The organism is Streptomyces enissocaesilis (genome assembly GCF_039533765.1).
GTDB lineage: Bacteria > Actinomycetota > Actinomycetes > Streptomycetales > Streptomycetaceae > Streptomyces > Streptomyces enissocaesilis.
Genome location: NZ_BAAAUD010000031.1, coordinates 95104 through 113401, shown reverse-complemented (window position 1 = coordinate 113401; position 18298 = coordinate 95104). Strand labels below are relative to the sequence as shown.

General features: G+C 71.0%; 15 protein-coding genes and 1 pseudogene. 5 read left to right on the top strand and 11 right to left on the bottom strand.

The genetic code is table 11. The features are described 5' to 3' along the window. Positions 1 to 68: 68 nt before the first annotated feature. Positions 69 to 1952, bottom strand: a complete 1884-nt coding sequence (locus tag ABD374_RS14400) for an ABC transporter ATP-binding protein (RefSeq protein WP_344495109.1) — start codon at positions 1950 to 1952, stop codon at positions 69 to 71. 833 nt (positions 1953 to 2785) lie between these two features. Here ABD374_RS14400 and ABD374_RS14395 point away from each other — a divergent pair. Both ABD374_RS14395 and ABD374_RS14390 read left to right on the top strand, forming a co-directional pair. Then, positions 2786 to 3037: a DUF397 domain-containing protein gene (locus ABD374_RS14395; RefSeq protein WP_344495107.1), complete on the top strand. Its 252-nt coding sequence runs from the start codon at positions 2786 to 2788 to the stop codon at positions 3035 to 3037. Positions 3038 to 3110: 73 nt separating this feature from the next. Beyond that, entirely contained in the window at positions 3111 to 4037 is a 927-nt protein-coding gene (locus ABD374_RS14390; RefSeq protein ID WP_344495105.1) for a helix-turn-helix domain-containing protein, read from the top strand. 28 nt (positions 4038 to 4065) lie between these two features. Here the strand turns inward: ABD374_RS14390 and ABD374_RS14385 are convergent, their stop codons facing one another. The 8 genes from ABD374_RS14385 to ABD374_RS14350 all read right to left on the bottom strand — a co-directional run bounded on the left by ABD374_RS14385 (position 4066) and on the right by ABD374_RS14350 (position 11677). Further along, a complete protein-coding gene (locus ABD374_RS14385) occupies positions 4066 to 4881 on the bottom strand; it encodes an SAM-dependent methyltransferase (RefSeq protein ID WP_344495103.1) in 816 nt (271 codons plus the stop codon). Positions 4882 to 4986: 105 nt separating this feature from the next. Continuing rightward, entirely contained in the window at positions 4987 to 5478 is a 492-nt protein-coding gene (locus ABD374_RS14380) for a sigma factor-like helix-turn-helix DNA-binding protein (protein ID WP_344495101.1), read from the bottom strand. A gap of 684 nt (positions 5479 to 6162) precedes the next feature. Beyond that, positions 6163 to 6597 carry a protein-tyrosine phosphatase family protein gene (locus ABD374_RS14375; RefSeq protein WP_344495100.1) on the bottom strand — a complete coding sequence of 145 codons (435 nt, stop codon included), beginning with the start codon at positions 6595 to 6597 and terminating at the stop codon, positions 6163 to 6165. Between the two features lie 69 nt (positions 6598 to 6666). Continuing rightward, entirely contained in the window at positions 6667 to 8010 is a 1344-nt protein-coding gene (locus tag ABD374_RS14370) for an amidohydrolase family protein (protein WP_344495098.1), read from the bottom strand. 73 nt (positions 8011 to 8083) lie between these two features. Beyond that, positions 8084 to 9358, bottom strand: a complete 1275-nt coding sequence (locus ABD374_RS14365) for an amidohydrolase family protein (RefSeq protein ID WP_344495096.1) — start codon at positions 9356 to 9358, stop codon at positions 8084 to 8086. A 201-nt stretch (positions 9359 to 9559) separates the two neighbouring features. Continuing rightward, on the bottom strand, positions 9560 to 10255 hold the full coding sequence (locus ABD374_RS14360; RefSeq protein WP_425577238.1) for a GntR family transcriptional regulator: 696 nt from the start codon (positions 10253 to 10255) through the stop codon (positions 9560 to 9562). A gap of 113 nt (positions 10256 to 10368) precedes the next feature. After that, complete coding sequence (locus tag ABD374_RS14355; RefSeq protein ID WP_344495094.1) at positions 10369 to 10671, bottom strand: cupin domain-containing protein; 303 nt, start codon at positions 10669 to 10671, stop codon at positions 10369 to 10371. 73 nt (positions 10672 to 10744) lie between these two features. Beyond that, on the bottom strand, positions 10745 to 11677 hold the full coding sequence (locus ABD374_RS14350) for a LysR family transcriptional regulator (RefSeq protein ID WP_344495092.1): 933 nt from the start codon (positions 11675 to 11677) through the stop codon (positions 10745 to 10747). A gap of 84 nt (positions 11678 to 11761) precedes the next feature. Between ABD374_RS14350 and ABD374_RS14345 the strand changes: the two genes are divergently transcribed. The 3 genes and pseudogenes from ABD374_RS14345 (at position 11762) to ABD374_RS14335 (ending at position 16572) form a co-directional block, all read left to right on the top strand. Beyond that, positions 11762 to 12706 carry an EamA family transporter gene (locus ABD374_RS14345; protein ID WP_344495090.1) on the top strand — a complete coding sequence of 315 codons (945 nt, stop codon included), beginning with the start codon at positions 11762 to 11764 and terminating at the stop codon, positions 12704 to 12706. Between the two features lie 169 nt (positions 12707 to 12875). Beyond that, positions 12876 to 13432: pseudogene (locus ABD374_RS14340) on the top strand (GNAT family N-acetyltransferase). 242 nt (positions 13433 to 13674) lie between these two features. Next, a complete protein-coding gene (locus tag ABD374_RS14335; protein ID WP_425577237.1) occupies positions 13675 to 16572 on the top strand; it encodes a cellulase family glycosylhydrolase in 2898 nt (965 codons plus the stop codon). Positions 16573 to 16583: 11 nt separating this feature from the next. Here the strand turns inward: ABD374_RS14335 and ABD374_RS14325 are convergent, their stop codons facing one another. Beyond that, positions 16584 to 17204: an L-threonylcarbamoyladenylate synthase gene (locus ABD374_RS14325; RefSeq protein ID WP_344495088.1), complete on the bottom strand. Its 621-nt coding sequence runs from the start codon at positions 17202 to 17204 to the stop codon at positions 16584 to 16586. Between the two features lie 152 nt (positions 17205 to 17356). Beyond that, positions 17357 to 17815 (bottom strand): DUF6083 domain-containing protein, encoded by a 459-nt coding sequence (locus ABD374_RS14320; protein WP_344495086.1) that lies wholly within the window; start codon positions 17813 to 17815, stop codon positions 17357 to 17359. Positions 17816 to 18298 lie beyond the last annotated feature (483 nt).

The following is an 18298-nucleotide window of genomic DNA, read 5'->3' as shown; positions in this document are numbered from 1 at the left end:
TGACGGCACCCGGCTCCTCTCGCGAGGGCCGGTTCCCGTCGTGCCGGTCAGTACGCGTCTCCCGCCGTCTACGACGTGATGATGTCCGCCCCCGGCCGGTCGAACTGGGTGCGGTACAGCTCCTGGTACCGGCCTCCGGCGGCCAGCAGTTCCGTGTGGGTTCCGCGTTCGACGATCCGGCCCTCCTCGACGACCAGGATCAGGTCGGCGGCCCGTACGGTCGAGAGCCTGTGGGCGATCACCACGGCGGTACGGCCTTCGAGCGCCTCGTCCAGAGCCTCCTGGACGGCCGCCTCGGAGGTGGAGTCGAGGTGGGCGGTCGCCTCGTCGAGGATGACGACCCGCTGGCGGGCCAGCAGCAGCCGGGCGATGGTCAGCCGCTGCCGCTCGCCGCCGGAGAACCGGTAGCCGCGTTCGCCCACGACCGTGTCGAGGCCGTCGGGCAGCGAGGCCACCAGGGCGTCGAGGCGGGACCGGCGCAGGGCGTCCCAGATGTCGTCCTCGGTGGCGTCGGGCCGGGCGAGGAGCAGGTTGGCGCGTACGGACTCGTGGAAGAGGTGCCCGTCCTGGGTGACCATGCCGATGGTCTCGCGGATCGAGGCGGCGCTCAGGTCCCGTACGTCGACGCCGTTCAGCCGTACGGAACCGGAGTCGGCGTCGTACAGCCTCGGCAGGAGCTGCGCGATCGTGGACTTGCCCGCGCCGGAGGAGCCGACCAGGGCGACCATCCGGCCGGGCTCGGCGCGGAAGGAGACGCCGTGCAGAACCTCGGCGGCGTCACGGGAGTCGAGGGTCGCGACGTCTTCGAGGGAGGCGAGGGAGACCTTGTCGGCGGAGGGGTAGGCGAAGGAGACCCCGTCGAACTCCACGGACACCGGCCCGTCCGGCACCCGGCGGGCGTCCGGCTTCTCGGCGATCAGCGGGTCGAGGCCGAGGATCTCGAAGACCCGCTCGAAGCTCACCAGCGCGCTCATCACCTCGACCCGGGCGCCGGCCAGTGCGGTCAGCGGGGCGTAGAGGCGGGTCAGGAGCAGGGCGAGGGCGACGACGGCTCCCGGGTCGAGGCTGCCGCGCAGCGCGTAGTGGCCGCCGAGTCCGTAGACCAGGGCGAGCGCCAGGGCGGACACCAGGGTGAGGGCGGTGATGAACGCGGACTGGGCCATGGCGGTACGAATGCCGATGTCCCGCACGCTGCGGGCGCGTGCGGCGAATTCCGCGGACTCGTCGGCCGGGCGTCCGAAGAGCTTGACGAGGGTCGCGCCGGGGGCGGAGAAGCGTTCGGTCATCTGGGTGCCCATGGCGGCGTTGTGGTGGGCGGCCTCGCGCTGCAGCTTCGCCATCCGGGAGCCCATCCGGCGGGCGGGGACGACGAACACCGGCAGCAGGACGAGGGCGAGCAGGGTGATCTGCCAGGAGATGCCGAGCATCACGGTGAGGGTCAGCAGCAGGGTGACGAGGTTGGAGACGACGCCGGAGAGGGTGTTGCTGAAGGCCCGCTGCGCGCCGATGACGTCGTTGTTGAGCCGGCTGACGAGTGCGCCGGTCCGGGTGCGGGTGAAGAAGGCGACCGGCATGCGCTGGACGTGGTCGAAGACCGCCGTGCGGAGATCGAGGATCAGCCCCTCGCCGAGGGAGGCCGACAGCCGGCGTGTCAGCAGGCCGAGACCCGCCTCGACGACGGCGATGACGGCGATGAGGAGTGCGAGCCGGGTGACCGTGCCGGCCTCCCGGCCCCGGACGATCGCGTCGATGACGTGGCCGGCGAGGACGGGCGTGGCCACCGCGAGCAGGGCGGTGACCACACTGAGCAGCAGGAAGCGGTACAGCTGCCGGCGGTGCGGCCGGGCGAAGGAGGCGATGCGGCGCAGGGTGGCCCGGGAGAAGGGCCTCCGGTCCTGCGGGGCGTTGACCGCGCTGTGCAGCGATGTCCACGCGGTGACTTCCATGTCCATGAGGTGCCTCCGGGGCTGGTGGGCCGACGCGGTACCCGTCGGCCGAAGTGGCCCGGGGCGCACACGGAAAGCTAGGTCCTGAACCGGACTTGAGGTCAAGGAAAGCCACGGGCCCCGGGCCTCGCACACCGCCCGGGCCGATGCCCGGCCACAGGGCGCACCGCTGACGCGGTGGGGCTGTCCGGTCCTCGCGCCACTGGTGGACGAGGGAGGCCCAGCGGTGGGTGACCGGAGGCCGCACCCGTGCGGTCTCGGCCCGCGCCGCGCCGAGTCACGCGACGATCTCGTCCGCCCCGGCGCCCGCCTTGCGCGGAATGGCGTTCTCCCGGGCCCGTCCGGTGACGCTCCGTGGCATCGCCTCGGGACGGAACTGGGTCCCCCACGCCTGGCCGCCGAGGCGGAACGTGCTTCTGCCTCGGGCTCGGCATCCGGCCGACAGGGGAGATGAGCGGAGACCAGAGGGTGGGAGAACCGGAGTGGGGCCGGGCACGCAGCCCCCGGACCCGCCGGACCGGCCGGGAGGGGGAAGCCGCGCCCGCACTCCTCTTTCGAGTGAACTGCCGGGTGTGTGCTGGGAGACCTTGGTGGCGTTCCCAGGTCGATTTTGTGCGGTTTTCGCATACGACGGCACGTTGTCTTCCCGGAGAATCGCCGATCGAGCGGTCCGCGAGTGGTCGGGGCGTGAAGTTAGTATCCCCACCGTCCGCACGGCGCGTGCAATTGCACGAGAAATTCCACGGATCTTCTCGCGGGCGCGTCTGCTCCCGCGTTCGGGGCGGTCGCCGCAGTCGTGTTGCGGAGTTGTCCGAACGGTTCGGTGAGAGAGAGGTGTTATGCGACAGGTCAGCAACGGAGTTCCGGCCGGTTCCCTGGTGAACGTCACATGGGTGAAGAGCCGGCACAGCAACGCGGTGGGCAACTGCGTCGAGGTGGCGGCCCTTTCGTGCGGTGGGGTCGCGGTCCGCAACTCCCGGGATCCGCAGGGCCCGGCCCTGGTGTACACACGTGCCGAGATCGACGCCTTTCTCGCCGGCGTGAAAGAAGGGGAATTCGATCATTTCGCCCTGGAGGGGCGCGTGACATAGCGGATATCGGGCGTGGTCCGGGCGTCTGGCTGCGACACTCGTCTTCGTCCCCTGCCGTCGAGCTGGAGCCGCTATGTCCGCCCTGCCGAACCGAGTCGTGTCCCTCGAGCGTTACCTGCGACGCCCCGGCCAGGCACCCGTCCTGCTGAAGAGGCTCGTGGGCCGTCACCTGGCAGCCCTGCGCGAGGACGCGGGCCTCTCGCAGGGACAGGCCGCCAAGCGCGCCGGGTTCAGCAACTCGAAGATCTGCCGGATCGAGCAGGGCAGCGGCAAGAAGCCGGCCGAGGAGAAGGACGTGACTCTTCTGCTCGGCCTCTACGGCGCCGGGCCGGACGAGGCGTGTCTGGTGCGGGAGTTGCTGCACCGGGCCGAGGGGTCCGTGTGGTGGCAGCGGTACAGCCACACCACGCTGCCCGAGTGGCTTGAGCAGTTCATCGGTCTGCAGGAGTCCGCGGAGACGATCCGTACCTACGAGGTGCAGCTCATCCCCGGACTGCTGCAGACCGAGAGCTTTGCCCGTACCGTGATCAGCCTCGGTCTTCCGATGGCCGGCCGGGCCGAGGTGGAGCAGCGTACGCAGCTCCGGATGCGCCGCCAGGAGATGCTGGCACGGCCGAATCCGCCTTCCCTGTGGGCGCTGATCGACGAATCCGCGCTCCACCGGACACTGGGCAGGCCCGACGTGATGCGGGAGCAGCTGCAGCACCTGCTGGACGTCTCCAGGCTGTCGGACGCGAACTCCGCCATCACGCTGCAGGTGGTCCCTCGGGACGCCCCCGAGGCGTTGTCGTCCAACACCCCGTTCACCCATCTGCGTTTCCCCGAACAGGACGTGCCCGACGTCGTGTACCTGGAACAGCTCAACGGCGCGGAATTCCTGGAGCGCCCCGAGGCGACCGTGGAATACCGCGCCCTGCTGGACCGCCTCTCCGCGGCGGCCCTCACGCCCAGAGCCACTCGGGAACTGCTGAAGAAGACCATTCAGGACCTCTCGGCCTGACGCGGCGGCTCGAAGCCCGGAGCACGGATCACTGGATCCGGGCGACACCGCCGAACTCGGTCCACTCGTCGGTCTCCTGGCGCGGAGCCACGTCGGAGTCGGGCCGCCACGTGGAGACTTCCACGAGCCCGGGGCGGACGATGTCCATGCCTTCGAGAAACGCGTGTACGTCGCTCTCCTCGCGGACGCGCCCCCACCTTCCCTGGGTGCTCTCCCGCATGAATTCGGTGACGAATTCACGCACCGCGGGGTCGGGGCTGACCAGTTGGCACACCACCAGGAAGCTGCCCGGGACCAAGCGCGATGCCACGCGGCGGACGAGGCCGGCCGGATCGTCGTCGTCGGGAATGCAGTGCAGCACCGACACGAACAGGGCGGCCACCGGCTGACTCAGGTCGATGAGGCGCCGGGTGTCGGGGTGGTCGAAGATGCCGTCGGTGTCCCGCATGTCGGCGTGGATGACGGCGGTGGAGGTGTTCTCCTCCAGGAGGGCGCGGCCGTGTGCCAGCACGATCGGGTCGTTGTCGATGTAGACCACCCGGGAGGACGGATCGACGCGCTGGGCGACCTGGTGGACATTGTCACGGGTCGGCAGGCCGGACCCGTGGTCGATGAACTGACGCACGCCGTACTCCGCCGCCAGGGTCCTCACCACACGCTGCAGAAAACGCCGGTTGTTCACGGCCAGAGCCTTTGTGCTGGGCACCTGCTCCAGCAGCTGCGCACAGGCCTGCTGATCGGCGGGGTAACTGTCCTTGCCGCCGAGAAGGAAGTCGTACATGCGGGCCACGCTCGGTACGGTGACGTCGATTGATGCGGACAGCGGTCGATCCCCGTGGTTCATCCGGCCCCCCACCGCACTGTGGTGACAGCGCGTCGCTTCGGTGAAGCCACATGGTAAGCAAGTCGGCGGCAGCGGAACCAGACCTCGATAGGGGGAAGCCGAGTCTCAGGACGTCGGCAGACCGCGCCGGGCCGCGTTGAGCCGGCTGCTGACCGTCGGCTCCTGCACTCCCATGAGGGCGGCAGCCTGCCTCGGCGTCAGGGAGAGGTGGTGGCACAGGAGCACCGCATCGGCCTGGGCGGCCGGTAACCGCCCGTGAAGGTCCTCGTGGCCCACCGCAGCCGGCGCGGCTTGCTCCACCGACAACGTGATCTGGTGGCCGAGCAGCCGCCAGGCCACGGCGGCCGGACAGGAACTGCTCAGCGCCGTGGGCCAGATCAGAGCCAGTTGCCCCAGCGCGGCCTCCACCGCCGCACGGCTCGTCCCGGCATCGGTGAGCCGGGCCCGGGCGTAGCGCAGGTACGCGTCCCGGTGGAGCAGGCAGAACGCGGTGTAGTCCAGCGGCAGGCGGACCGTCAGTGGCTCCGGCGGCTCGGAGGGGTGGTGGGCCCGTACGCCGCTGCGACCGGGCCCGGGGTGGTGAGATGTCCCGGCCATGGTGGTGATCTCCTTCCCGGGGTGTCGGCGCAAGCAGGTCGCGGGTCGGGGGAGAAGACGGACGATGCCGGGCGGTGCCTTCCGGCCCGGGCCCGTGGTCTCCGGCACGGGAAGGGAAGTGCTGGTCTCCAGCGTGACAACCCGGAAAGTCAGGGCCCGAGTTTCACTGAGGGCGATGGGGGAGTGGTGTCGCCGCGCCCTTCCGCTGACGCGAAACGGCCCGCGGCGGAAAACTGGTCACCCATGGGATTCTCTTTCCTCGACGGTCGACTCCGGAGGGGCTCCGATGGCTTCGCAGTTCCTTACGGGGCTCCTCGGTCTCACGTATGCCGTGTGAATGAACGGTAGCGCCTGGGCCGTTGAGTCGCCATCAATTCTCTTTCTCCGGAGAATTCTTCATCGGCTCGTAAAGTGAAATTGCATAACAAGCGGAATCTGCCATTCATGCAATCTCGCGACCTGCTCCCGCATGCGGTCCGGCAGGTCGAAACCAGTCACGATCCGAAATATTATGAACACTCGAGGTCGAATCCAGTCGGGTCACCAGCAGGCCGGATGCAGGCGTGTCCGCAGGATGGCCAGGAGCGCGGGGCAGGGTGTGATGCCGGTCACGGGGGGTTCATGGTGACGGCGGTCGACCACGTGTACGGCGCCGGTCTCCGCCGACGGCGCACCGGAGGAGCGCTACGCGTCTTCGAAGCGCGATACGAAGCGTCGCTGCCAGGGGGTTTCCACAGCGCGAGGGTGGTAGTGCCGGCGGACGAACTGTACGGCCCGGTCTGCCGGGACCCCGTCGAGAACGGCCATGCAGGCCAGAGCCGTTCCTGTCCGCCCGCGCCCACCACCGCAGGCGATCTCGACGCGTTCGTCCGCCGCCCGGCTCAGCGCCTCCTCGAACACGCTCCGGGCCTCCCGGCGGTCCTTGGGAAGCCGGAAATCGGGCCAGCGCAGCCATCGAGCGTCCCACTCGGTCGACGGGGGCCGCTTGCCGAGCAGGTGGACCGCGAAGGACGGGGCCGGACCTGAAGGGAGGGGGTGGCGCAGGCCCCGGCCGCGCACCAGGATGCCTGAGGGGAACCGTATGATCCCGGGATCTGTCGAATTCCACTGTCCAGCCATACGGCCCATGCTATCGACGGTCGGCCGGACCCGTCATCGTCACGCATGCCCCACCTTCGAAGACGGGCCTCAGCCGACCGGCTCTCCGTCACGAGCCACGACGCGGCCGCCGTGCACCACCATGTCGCGCTGCGGCATGTCCACCACGACCTGTGGCAGGCACTCGCCGCGTACGAGAACGAAGTCGGCCGGGGAGCCGGGCTCGAAGTCCGCGTGGGCGAGGCCCATGACGTCCGCGCCGCCGTGTGCCGCCACGTGGTAACAGTCCGTCAGTTCCTCGTCGAGACGGACATCCGTGACCCAGCCCAGCAGATGCGCGCGGTGCAGCATGTCGGCGTTGCCGAACGGGCTCCACGCGTCGCGCACCCCGTCGGATCCGAGGCCCACGCGCACGCCGTGCTCCCGCAGCCGCGCGATCGGCAGGACCAGCGAGGCGGACGGCGCCACCGTCGTCAGTGAGATGCCGAGGTCCCCCAGGTCGGCGGCGATCGCGCCGAGTTCGCGGTCGGTGAGGCCGGGCAGGCAGAAGACGTGGCTGAGGGTGACCTTCCCGCGGAGGGACAGGGCCCGCGTACGGTCGATGACGCCCCGCAGTTCCGTGAGCCCCTTCTCGCCCCGGTCGTGCAGGTGGATGTCCAGCCCGACGCCGTGCCGGTCCGCGATGCCGAAGACCAGGTCGAGCTGCTCGTCGAGTGCCCCGTCGAAACCGATCGGGTCGATGCCGCCGATCATGTCGACGGCTCCCGTACGGGCGGCCTCCTCCAGCAGTTCGACGGTGCCGGGGGTGCGGACGACGCCGTGCTGCGGGAACGCCACGATCTGGACGTCGAGTGCGTGCCGCAGACGCTTGCGGGCCGCGCCCACACCCTCGACGCCGGCCAGGTCGTAGGCCGGGGCCACGTCCGCATGGGCGCGCATCGCACGGGTGCCGCGGGTCACGGCATGTGCCATCAGGCCGTACGCGCGTTCCGCGACGGGGCGAGGCTGGCTGCGGAACAGTTCCACGTCCTGTTCGACGTAGTCGGCGATGCCGCCGGCCGGCCTGCGCGTCACCCAGGGGCCGCCCCACGTCGTCTTGTCGGGGTGGATGTGCGCGTCCACGAGCGACGGGAGCGCGATACGGCCGGCGCCGTCGACGACCTCGGCGTCCGCCGGCGCCCGGCGGTCCGTGACCCGGCCGTCCACGACCGTCAGGTCCACCGGGGTCTTCGCGCCGAAGGGACGTACGTTACGGAACACCACGGCCCGGGAGGGGCGGCCGCCGGGCCCGCGCGCGTCCGTGCCGGCAACGGCGCCGCCCCGGTCCGCGGCGGAGGCGGCGGTGGGCAGCGCGGCCGTGGTACCGGCCAGCGCCGCGCCGGCGAGCATGCTGCGCCGGGACAGTCCGCCGGAAGGGCTGGGGAACGGCTTCATGGGCACTCCTTCGGTGGTGCGGCGGGGGAGGGAAAGCGGAATGCTGTGGTGGTGCCGGGGGAGACCCTCCGGATCAGACCGCGACGCCCGCGCGCACCACCCGTACCGGTGTCTTCAGCACGGAGACGTCCGCCAGCGGGTCACCGTCCACGACGATCGCGTCGCCGGCGAACCCGCGCGCGAGCCGGCCGACCGTGCGTTCCACGCCGAGCAGCCGCGCCGCGGCGGTCGTGGCCGTGCGGATCGCGTCGAGCGCCGGCAGGCCGGCCTCACGCATCAGCTCCACTTCGCGGCCCACGGGAACGACCTTCCCGCCCGAGGAGTCCGTGCCCGCCGCCAGTTCCACGCCCAGCTCGTGCGCGGCCAGAACCGCCCGCTTCAGAACGGGCAGGTAGGCGCGGCCCCGTTCGGCGAGGACCGGGTCCGACGATGCGGCCAGGCCGGCGATCGCGGTGAGCGTCGGCGTGAAGTACGTGCCCCTGCGGCGCATTTCGTGCAGCGTGCGCTCACCGACGAACGCCCCGTGCTCCAGGGAGAGCACGCCCGCCGTCACCGCGTCGTGGCAGCCCTTCTCGCTGTAGCTGTGGCACAGGACGCCCTTGCCGCCGCGCCGGGCCGCGGCGACGACCTCGGACAACTGCTCGCGCGAGTACACCTGGGTCAGCGGGTCCTGGTCGGGCAGCCCCGCGCGTTCGTTGACGCGCGTCTTGATGACGTCCGCGCCGCGCGCGAGGTTCACCTCGACCACCCGGCGCAGTGCCTCGGCCGAGCGCACGCCGTCCCGGAGGCGGGCCAGCGGTGTGAGGTCCGGGTCGGCCAGTACGGTGTCACCGAGGTCCGGGGTGACGAAGACCCCGGCGGCCCTCAGCCGCGGCGCCCGTGCGGGGAGCCGGCGCGCCAGCTCCCGTACGGCGATGTCCTGGTAGAAGTTCGTCGAACCGCTGCGGGCGCTGGTCACGCCCGCACGGACCGCGTCGCGGGCCTCGGCGGCGGTGCTCAGGTGGATGTGCGCGTCGACCAGGCCGGGCAGGACCCACTTGCCGTGGGCCCCGAGCGTCTTCGCTCCCTTCGGTACGGCGACGCGGGCCCGGGGGCCGGCCGCGCGCACGACCCCGCCCTCGATGACGACGACCGAGTCCTCGGTGACGTCGCCGGTCGCCGGGTCGAGCAGCGTGCCGCCCTGGATGACGAGGTCGCCGCCCCGTTCGGTGCCGCCTCGTTCCGTGCCGCGCCGGCTCGCCGACGCGGGGGAGGCCACCGTCACGGTGCCCGCGAGCGCGGCCGCGCCCGCGAGGACTCCGCGGCGGGTCAGCCTGCTGGACGGCGGTGGCGCAGCTTCGACGCACATGGGGGCTCCTCGGGGTGTGGATACCGCGGACCCACTGTTTGTATACCAAGACGAGGAGTCGGGCAAGGAATGTTCCGTTCCGCGAAGGCGGAAGTGGGGATCAGTACCGCTCCCGGCCGTCCCGGCGGGCCCCGTGGAGTCCGCTTGTTGCGTCCGGGTGGAGTCTCGGCTCGGAAGGCCGACTTCTGGTATACAAAGAAGTCACCGGTCGGACTTGAAGAGGGAGCGCAGCGCCACCGTCCTGCTGTCACGGACATGCAGCAGGGTGCTCGCCGCCGCGGCGTCCCCGTCGCCGGCCGCGATGTGCCGGAACATCTCCGCGTGCTGCGCCCGCATGTGCGCAGGCTCCTCCCGCAAGCCGAACAGGAGCTGGAGCTGCCAGCTCAACTGCTCCATCGTGCGGGCCAGCAGCGGGTTGCCCGACAGCGCCACGACGCCCTCGTGGAAAGCCGTGTGGGCCGCCACCTCGCGTGCCCCCTCGTCCGCCGCGGCCGCCTGTTCGGCCTGGCGCAGAGTGGTCTCCAGGGCGGCCAGGCCCTCGGGGTCGCCTGCCGCGGCCCGCGCCGCCAGCCGCGACGCCTGGACCGCGAGGGGCTCCCACACCTCGTACAGGTGCTCCACATCGGTGCTCTCCAAGCGGCGCACGCGCACCCCGCTGTGCGGCAGCAGCTCCAGCAGGTCTTCGGTGACCAGTGCGCGCAGCGCTTCCCGCACCGGCACCCGGGACATGCCGAGTTCCTCGGCGACCTCCCGCTCGACGAGGCGGGAGCCCTGCGGGTAGCGCCGGTCGACGATCCGCTGCCGGATCGCTTCGCGCGCCTGCGCACTGAGCGGGGCCGGCGTACGCGGGGGACCGTCGGTGCCACGGCCCGGGCCGGTCCTGCTGCTGTCCGCCACCTGTACCGTCCGTCCTTCGCGCGGGGTGCCCCGGGCGAGAATACGTCTCCCGCACCGGCCTTCCCGCCCCGTCGCCCTGCCGCCGGCCTGCTTTTCCGCCCGGGGCACGGCGTTCACGAGACCGGAGAGGAGCCCTTGAGCTCGATCTCGACGAAGGCCAGCCAGGCTCCGCCCGTGTTGACGACATCGTGTTCGCCGCCTGCGGGGCGGGCGTACGACTGTCCCGCGCGCAGGTGCGACTCGCTCACCGACCCGTCCGGGGCGAACGCGCTGATGTGGCCGTCCACCACCGGCACGACGACATAGTCGTACGCGTGCACGTGCCGGCCGGTGCGCGTGCCGGGCTCGAAATCCCAGCGCGTGACACGCACCTGATCGTCTTCGTGCTGCACGCTCGCACGGGCGGTCGTCGTCATCGGACCCTCTTCCTGCTTCTTTTCCACGTTCCACCATCTGGCGCGACACCACGTCGGAAGCCCGGTCACCGCTTCACGGCAGCCGAATATACGCATCCGCACCCGGCGGCGCCGTGCGGCGGCCGGTGCGCGCGGCGAGGAGGCCGGTCACCAGGGCGAGCGGAGGCCAGTCGAGGCGGCCGTGCCTGGCGACGGCGTACGACCGCAGCTCGACGTCCGGGGAGGTCAGGGGGAGCAGCCGGACGCCGGGGAGAGTCTCATGGCCCATGGGCAGCAGCCCCACGCCCATGCCTGCGACGATCATGTCCTGCACCAGGTCGAGGCTGTCGGCCTGATGGGTCACCCGGGGACTGAACCCCGCCATGGAGGCGAGGGTGCGGACGACGTGTTCGTCGGCGGTGTTGCGGGAGTTGGTGATCCACTCCGCCGTGGCGAACCGGGCGAAGACGTCCAGCGTGGTGCCGCCCGGGACATCGATACGGGCGGGAACACCCAGGCCCCACTTCGCCGTCCACAGTGGTGTCGTCCGGACGGTGGGGTCGTCGGCGGCCGGGGCCAGGTTGTAGTCGTAGGTCAGCGCCAGGTCCGCCTCGTCCGTGGCGAGAAGGGCGAGGGCTTCGGCGGGTTCGTGTTCCCGGACCAGGACCCGCACCCGCGGGTGGCCGGCCGCGAGGCCGGTGATGACGGGCAGCAGAAACGTACGGACGGCGGTGCTGAATCCGGCGACTCGCAGGGTGCCGTTGGGCTCCGCCCCGGGGCCCAGGTCGAGACGCGCGGCCTCGACCGCGGCAAGGATCGTCACCGCGTGTTCGGCCAGTCGGCGGCCGGCGGGCGTCAGCCGGACCCGGCGCCCCTCGGGCTCGATGAGCACCGTGCCCGTCTCCCGGGACAAAGTGGCGATCTGCTGGGACACCGTAGAAGTCGTGGTTCCCAGCACATCCGCGACGGCGCGCATCGACCCCCGCCGCGACAGTTCCGCCAGCATTTCCAGTCGCCGTGTCTCCATCTCCTCATTGTTCAGGTTTCCCGAACGGAATGTCCACGATCGGCACGTGGACAGCAATGATGCGCGGACCGTCTACTGACCCCCATGACCCCGCCGGAATCCACCCTCCGACGCACCGCCAGCCGTCCGCACCCGCCCGTCGGAGCCGGCGGCGGGGCCGTGATGGCCATCGCGTCCATGTTCTGCGTCCAGCTGGGACTGGCCCTCTCGGTGCACCTGTTCGACCAGCTCGGGCCCCTGGGCACCGCGTGGCTGCGTCTCGCGTGGGCGGGTGTTCTCCTGCTGGCCCTGGTACGGCCCCGGCCCTCGGACTTCACCCGCGAGGACCTGCTGGCGTCCGTCGTGCTGGGTGCGGCAACGGCCGGACTGATGATCCTCTTCATGTGCGCGGTCACCCGCATCCCCCTCGGAACCGCGAGTGCCCTGGAGTTCCTCGGACCACTCGCGGTAGCCATGTACGCGGGCAGAGGCGGGCGCAGGGTGTGGGCCCTTACGGCCGCGCTCGGGGTCCTGCTGCTCACCGAGCCCTGGCACGGCGCCGTCGACCCGGTCGGGGTCGGGTTCGCCCTCGCCGCCGCGGTCTGCTGGGCCGCCTACATCCTGCTGACCCGACGGGTCGGGGACCGGGTCACCGGCCTGAGCGGACTGGCCGTCTCCATGCCCGTTGCCGGCCTGGTCGCCACCCTCGCCGCCGGCCCCTCCGCACTGGGCGATGTGACCTGGCCCCTGGTACTCACCGGACTGGCGCTGGCCGTGCTCCACCCCGTCGTCCCCTTCAGTCTCGAATTCCTTGCCCTGCGCCGGCTCACCACCACTGCCTTCGGCACGTTGATGTGCCTGGAGCCCGCCGTCGCACTCGTCATCGGCGCCGTCGCCCTCGGACAGATCCCCGGCCCCGTCTCCGCGGTCGGTGTCATGTGTGTCGTGATCGCCGGAATCGGTGCCACCCGCACCGACACCCGCGCGACGCCACCTGCCGGCGATCACGGCCGGGCAGCCGAACGCGTCGACGCGGTACCGCCCGCCTGACCGGTCCTCCCGGTCCGTCGCGCATCCGGCATGCGGCCCTCGAAGGGCCCCGCCGTTCGGGCGCGCATGGCGGGACCCGGGTGGCCGAGTACCTGCGACCGACCACCGGAACGCGCGGACGGCCGTGCGAGGATCCAGGAACCGTTCACGGCCGCTGCGGAGGATGAGGATGTTCGCGACACCCCTAGGTGACGGAGCTGACCTGCGGTCGCTGGAGCCCTGGCAGGCCGGGGAGTTCCTCGCCCACATGGACCGCGGCCGCGAGTACATCGGCCGGTACGTAGGACTCCCGACATCACGGCCGACCTGGAGTCCGCACGGAACTGGCTCCAGGTGTACGCCGACAGGACCGCGGCCGACACCGGCCGGCTGTACGGCATCCGGCTCGACGGACTCCTCGTGGGTGGCGTCCTCTTCAGGGTCTTCGACGCGGACACGGGCAACTGCGAGGCCGGCTGCTGGCTGGAGCCGGCCGCGGCGGGACGCGGCCTGGTCACCCGGGCGGTACGCGTGATCATCGACTGGGCGGTCCTGGAACGCGGAATGCGCCGGGTGGAGTGGCTGGTGTCCTCCGAGAACACTGCGAGCATCAACGTGGTCAAGCGGCTCGGCATGAGCCTCGACGGAGTGCAGCGCCGGAACGACCCCTACCGGGGCGTACGGCAGGACACCGAGATCTGGTCGGTGCTCGCACCCGAGTGGCGTGCCGCGCACCGCACCCGTTGAGAGGCTCCCGGACTCGGTCCTCTGTGGCGTACTGACCCGTTCGGGCCGCGGGAGGCCCTCGCCCTCGCCGCCCTTGCGGTGCAAGGGAGTTCCCGCCACTCCACGCGCATCCCCGTGAACGTGCCACTTCTCTTGTCAGCGAGGCGAGGCGCCCCTACAGTCCTGGCCGAACCCTTGGGAGCGCTCCCAATCCAGCACGTGCAACTCCTTTCTCTCCGCTACAGACGGAAGGGCGGCACACAGTGGGACAGTCGGGACAGTTACGAAGCGTACGAAGCGAACGAAGAGGAAGACAGCGCCTCCGAAGGCTGGTGGCCGCGGTCGTGACCGCGGGACTCGTATCGGTGGGTGGCCTCGCGGGCGGAGCAGCGGCCCAGGCGGCCGATACGGCCGAGACGGCCCCGGTGGCCGAGGACGCGGCGAACGGCGCCGCCGCGGCCGGTGACGACTGGCTGCACACCGAGGGCAACAAGATCGTGGACGCGAACGGGGACGAGGTCTGGCTCACCGGCGCCAATTGGTTCGGCTTCAACGCCTCGGAACGCGTCTTCCACGGACTGTGGTCCGGCAACATCACCGGCATCACCGAGTCCATGGCCGACCGGGGCATCAACATGGTCCGGGTGCCGATCTCGACGCAGCTCCTGCTGGAGTGGAAGAACGGGCAGGCGGCCGTCCCGTCCGGCGTCAACAACCACGCCAACCCCGAGATCGCGGGCAAGACCTCACTGGAGGTCTTCGACTACTGGCTGCGCCTGTGCGAGCAGTACGGCATCAAGGTGATGCTCGACGTGCACAGCGCGGAGGCCGACAACTCCGGTCACAACTACCCGGTGTGGTGGAAGGGTGCCATCACGTCCGAGCAGTTCTACGCCGCGTGGGAGTGGGTGACAGCCCGCTACAAGGCCGACGACACCCTCGTCGCCATGGACATCAAGAACGAGCCGCACGGCAAGGCGAACGAAGCCACCCGCGCCAAATGGGACGGCTCGACCGACCAGGACAACTTCAAGTACGCCTGTGAGACCGCGGGCAAACGGATCCTGGTGATCAACCCGAACGTCCTGGTGCTGTGCGAGGGCGTCGAGGTGTACCCCAAGGCCGGTGTGAGCTGGACCTCCACCACCCCGACCGACTACTACTCCACCTGGTGGGGCGGCAACCTGCGCGGCGTACGCGACCACCCGGTCGACCTCGGCGCCAACAGGGACCAGCTCGTGTACTCCCCGCACGACTACGGCCCGCTCGTCCACGCCCAGCCCTGGTTCACCGGAAACTGGGACCGCACCACGCTCGAACGGGACGTCTGGGACCCCAACTGGCTCTACCTGCACAAGGAGAACAAGTCGCCGCTCCTCATCGGCGAATGGGGCGGCTTCCTCGACGGCGGACCGAACGAGAAGTGGATGAAGGCGCTGCGCGACCTCATCGTGGAGAACCGTATCCACCAGACCTTCTGGTGCGTCAACCCCAACTCCGGCGACACCGGCGGTCTCCTGCTGGGCGACTGGAAGTCGTGGGACGAGGAGAAGTACGCCCTGCTGAAGCCCGCCCTGTGGCAGCACGGCGGCAAGTTCGTCAGCCTCGACCACGAGGTCCCGCTGGGTGGCGCCGGGAGCACCACGGGCGTCAGCCTGACCGATGTGTACGGGGACGGTGGCGGTGGCCCGGACCCGACGGACACCACCGCGCCGACCGCGCCCACTGCCCTGACCAGCACGGCGAAGACGGCGAGCAGCGTGTCGCTGTCGTGGTCGGCGTCGACGGACAACGTGCGGGTCACCGGTTACGACATTTACCGGGGCACGGTGAAGGTGAACACGACGCCGGTGGCCGGTACGTCGTTCACGGACACCGGCCTCTCGCCCTCGACCGCGTACAGCTACACCGTGCGGGCACGGGACGCGGCGGGCAACGTGTCGGCGCCGTCGGCGCCGCTGAGCGTGACGACCGGGGCCGGAGACGGTGGTGGCGGCGGCCCGTCGGGCACGGTGAAGGTCCGCCACAAGAACAACGACGGCTCGGCCACGGACAACGCCATCCGCCCGGGGCTCCAGATCGTCAACACCGGCTCCGCCCCCCTCGACCTGAGCACGGTGTCGGCGCGCTACTACTTCACCCGCGACGGCGGGGCCCCGTCGGTCAGCGCGTTCTGCGACTACGCGGCGGTCGGGTGCGCGCAGGTGAAGCTGAAGGTCGTCCCGCTGACCACGCCGGTCGCGGGCGCGGACGCCTACCTGGAGGTGTCGTTCGCCGGGGGCTCCCTCGCGGCGGGCAAGGACACCGGTGACATCCAGGTGCGGATGAGCAAGTCGGACTGGTCGAACTTCAACGAGGCCGACGACCACAGCCACTCGACGGCCACGGCGTACGCGGACGCCCCGGCGATCCCCGCCTACACGGGCACCCGCCACGCCTGGGGCACACCGCCCGCCNCCGGGCGAACAGCCCCACCCGGCCCACCCGGCCCGCCCGACCAGAACCGGCTGACGTACGGAAGGGAACCCCCCGAACTACGTGAACAACGAGGTCGCCACCGACTGCAACGCGGCCTTCACCGGGGCGCTGGCCCGGCTCTACGGAGAGTACGGCGGCAGCCCGCTCGCCGACTTCCCGAAGGCGGAGCGACCGGACGGCCCGGAGATCTCCGTACAGGCGTCGGTGAACGCCACCGGGCCGAACTTCACGGAGATCAAGGCGTATCTCGTCAACGAGTCGGCCTGGCCGGCGCGGGCGCTGGCCGACGCCTCGCTGCGCTACTGCTTCACCCTGGAACCGGGCGTCACGCCGGGCCGGATCAGCACAGCACCCACTACAACCAGTGCGGCAAGGTCTCCGGACCCACGCGGGCCGCCGAGTACGAGGACAACGTCTACTACGTGAGCGTGGACTGCCCGGCCGCGACGATCGCCCCGGCCGGGCAGTCGGCGTACCGCAAGGAGGTGCAGTTCCGGATCGGCTCGACGGGGGCGTGGAACGCGGCGAACGACTGGTCGTACCCCTCCTCGGCGACGACACCGGGCAGCACCCCGGTGGACGCGCCGAACATCGTGCTGACGGAGGGACCGGCGAAGCAGTGGGGGCCACGCCTGACGGTGCGGACCCGGCCGCCGCACCTGCGCCCCGGCACACGGCGATGACGACGGGGCGGCTACTCGAACCGTGAGATGTCGCCCGCCCCCCGGCGTACGATCTCGGCTTCGCCGCTGGAGAAGTCGATGACCGTGGTCGGCTCGGTGCCGCAGTCACCCGAGTCGACCACGGCGTCCAGCGCGTGGTCGAGCCGTTCCTTGATCTCCCAGCCCTGTGTCAGCGGCTCGTCCTCGTCGGGCAGGAGCAGGGTGCTGGAGAGCAGTGGCTCGCCGAGTTCGGCGAGCAGGGCCTGGGCGACGACGTGGTCGGGGATCCGGACCCCGACCGTCTTCTTCTTGGGATGCAGCAGCTGGCGCGGCACCTCCTTCGTCGCGGGGAGGATGAAGGTGTAGCTGCCGGGCGTCGCCGCCTTGATCGCGCGGAAGACGTCGTTGTCGATGTGCACGAACTGGCCCAGCTGTGCGAAATCCTGGCACACGAGGGTGAAGTGGTGACGGTCGTCGAGATTCCGGATCGACCGGATACGGCTGAGGCCGTCACGGTTGCCGAGCTGGCACCCCAGCGCGAAACAGGAGTCCGTCGGGTACGCGATGAGCTCGCCGGAGCGGACACCGTCGGCCACGTTGCCGATGGTGCGCCGCTGGGGGTTCTCGGGATGCACGTCGAAGTATTTCGCCATCCGCCGACCCTACGTGATCAGGGCACTCGCGTCAGGTGACCAGGGCGCCGCCGGGCGAGAGCGGAACCCGCGCCGGTTTCGACGACGGGATCGGGCCGCGCCCGTTCCCCTTCACGGTGACCGAGGACGCCGGCAACGCCGGTTCGGAGCGGTCACCCGGCTTCGGGCAGGTCGCCGGGCAGGGTGCGCCTCGCGTCCAGGCGTGCCGCACGGAGCCGGTTTCTCTCCCGCAGCGCCGCCAGCCGGGGCAGCACATCACCACACCGGATCCCGGGGCAGACCAGGCGGTGCGCGATGCGGCACTCGGCTCCGGGCCGGGGTTCCTCGTCGCCGGTGTTCCACGCGAGGCCCTCGCCGTCGGTGCTGTTTCCGACGAGCCACCGTTGCCGGGGCGGTATGGCGTGCGCGGGAAGGGCGGGGAGCGGTTCGAGGAGGATCCACCCGTTGTAGTGGGTGAGGTACCGGTCACCGGCCAGTCCGCAGTCCGGGCAGTCGGGTCCGGCCGGCGGACCGGCCGCGGTGGCGCCTTCGTCGTGTGCCTGTTCGGCGTCGGTGTGCCGGGCGAGCGCCGCCCATTCCTCGTCGGTCTGTGGCAGGTCGACATCCCCCATGTCTGAAGGATCCGGGCGCGGGGGTGGGGTGGGGCAGGGCGCCTGTCAGCCGTTCCTGGCGGGCCGGGTGGGGTGGGAGAGGCAGCGGGCGGCACGAGGGGCGGGCGGCGCCCCGCCGGGCTGCGGGAGCGACGGCCGAAAGTAGCCGTAGTGCAAGAGCCGACGGGCCTACGGGCGAGCGCGGTACGCCGTGAGGTGGTGAGGGCCCGGTCCGGTGGTGACAATCCGGTGGCGAGGGGCATGACCGCGAGGACGGCCTCCGGAACGGGCGGGCGAGGGCTGGTGTGCGGTGACGCGGTGCGTTTCACGGGCGTGGCAGTCGTAACGCAGCGGGCGTCCTCCGAACCAGGGCCGGTACGTCGGATCAGGACCGGGGCGCCGCAGGACCGGCCGTGACCACTCGTGGTCGGTCGGACCACCCCGCCCGCTGTCGGCAGGACGCCCCCGTCTCCCCGGATCTGATCACGCGGGCCGTCATGCCGT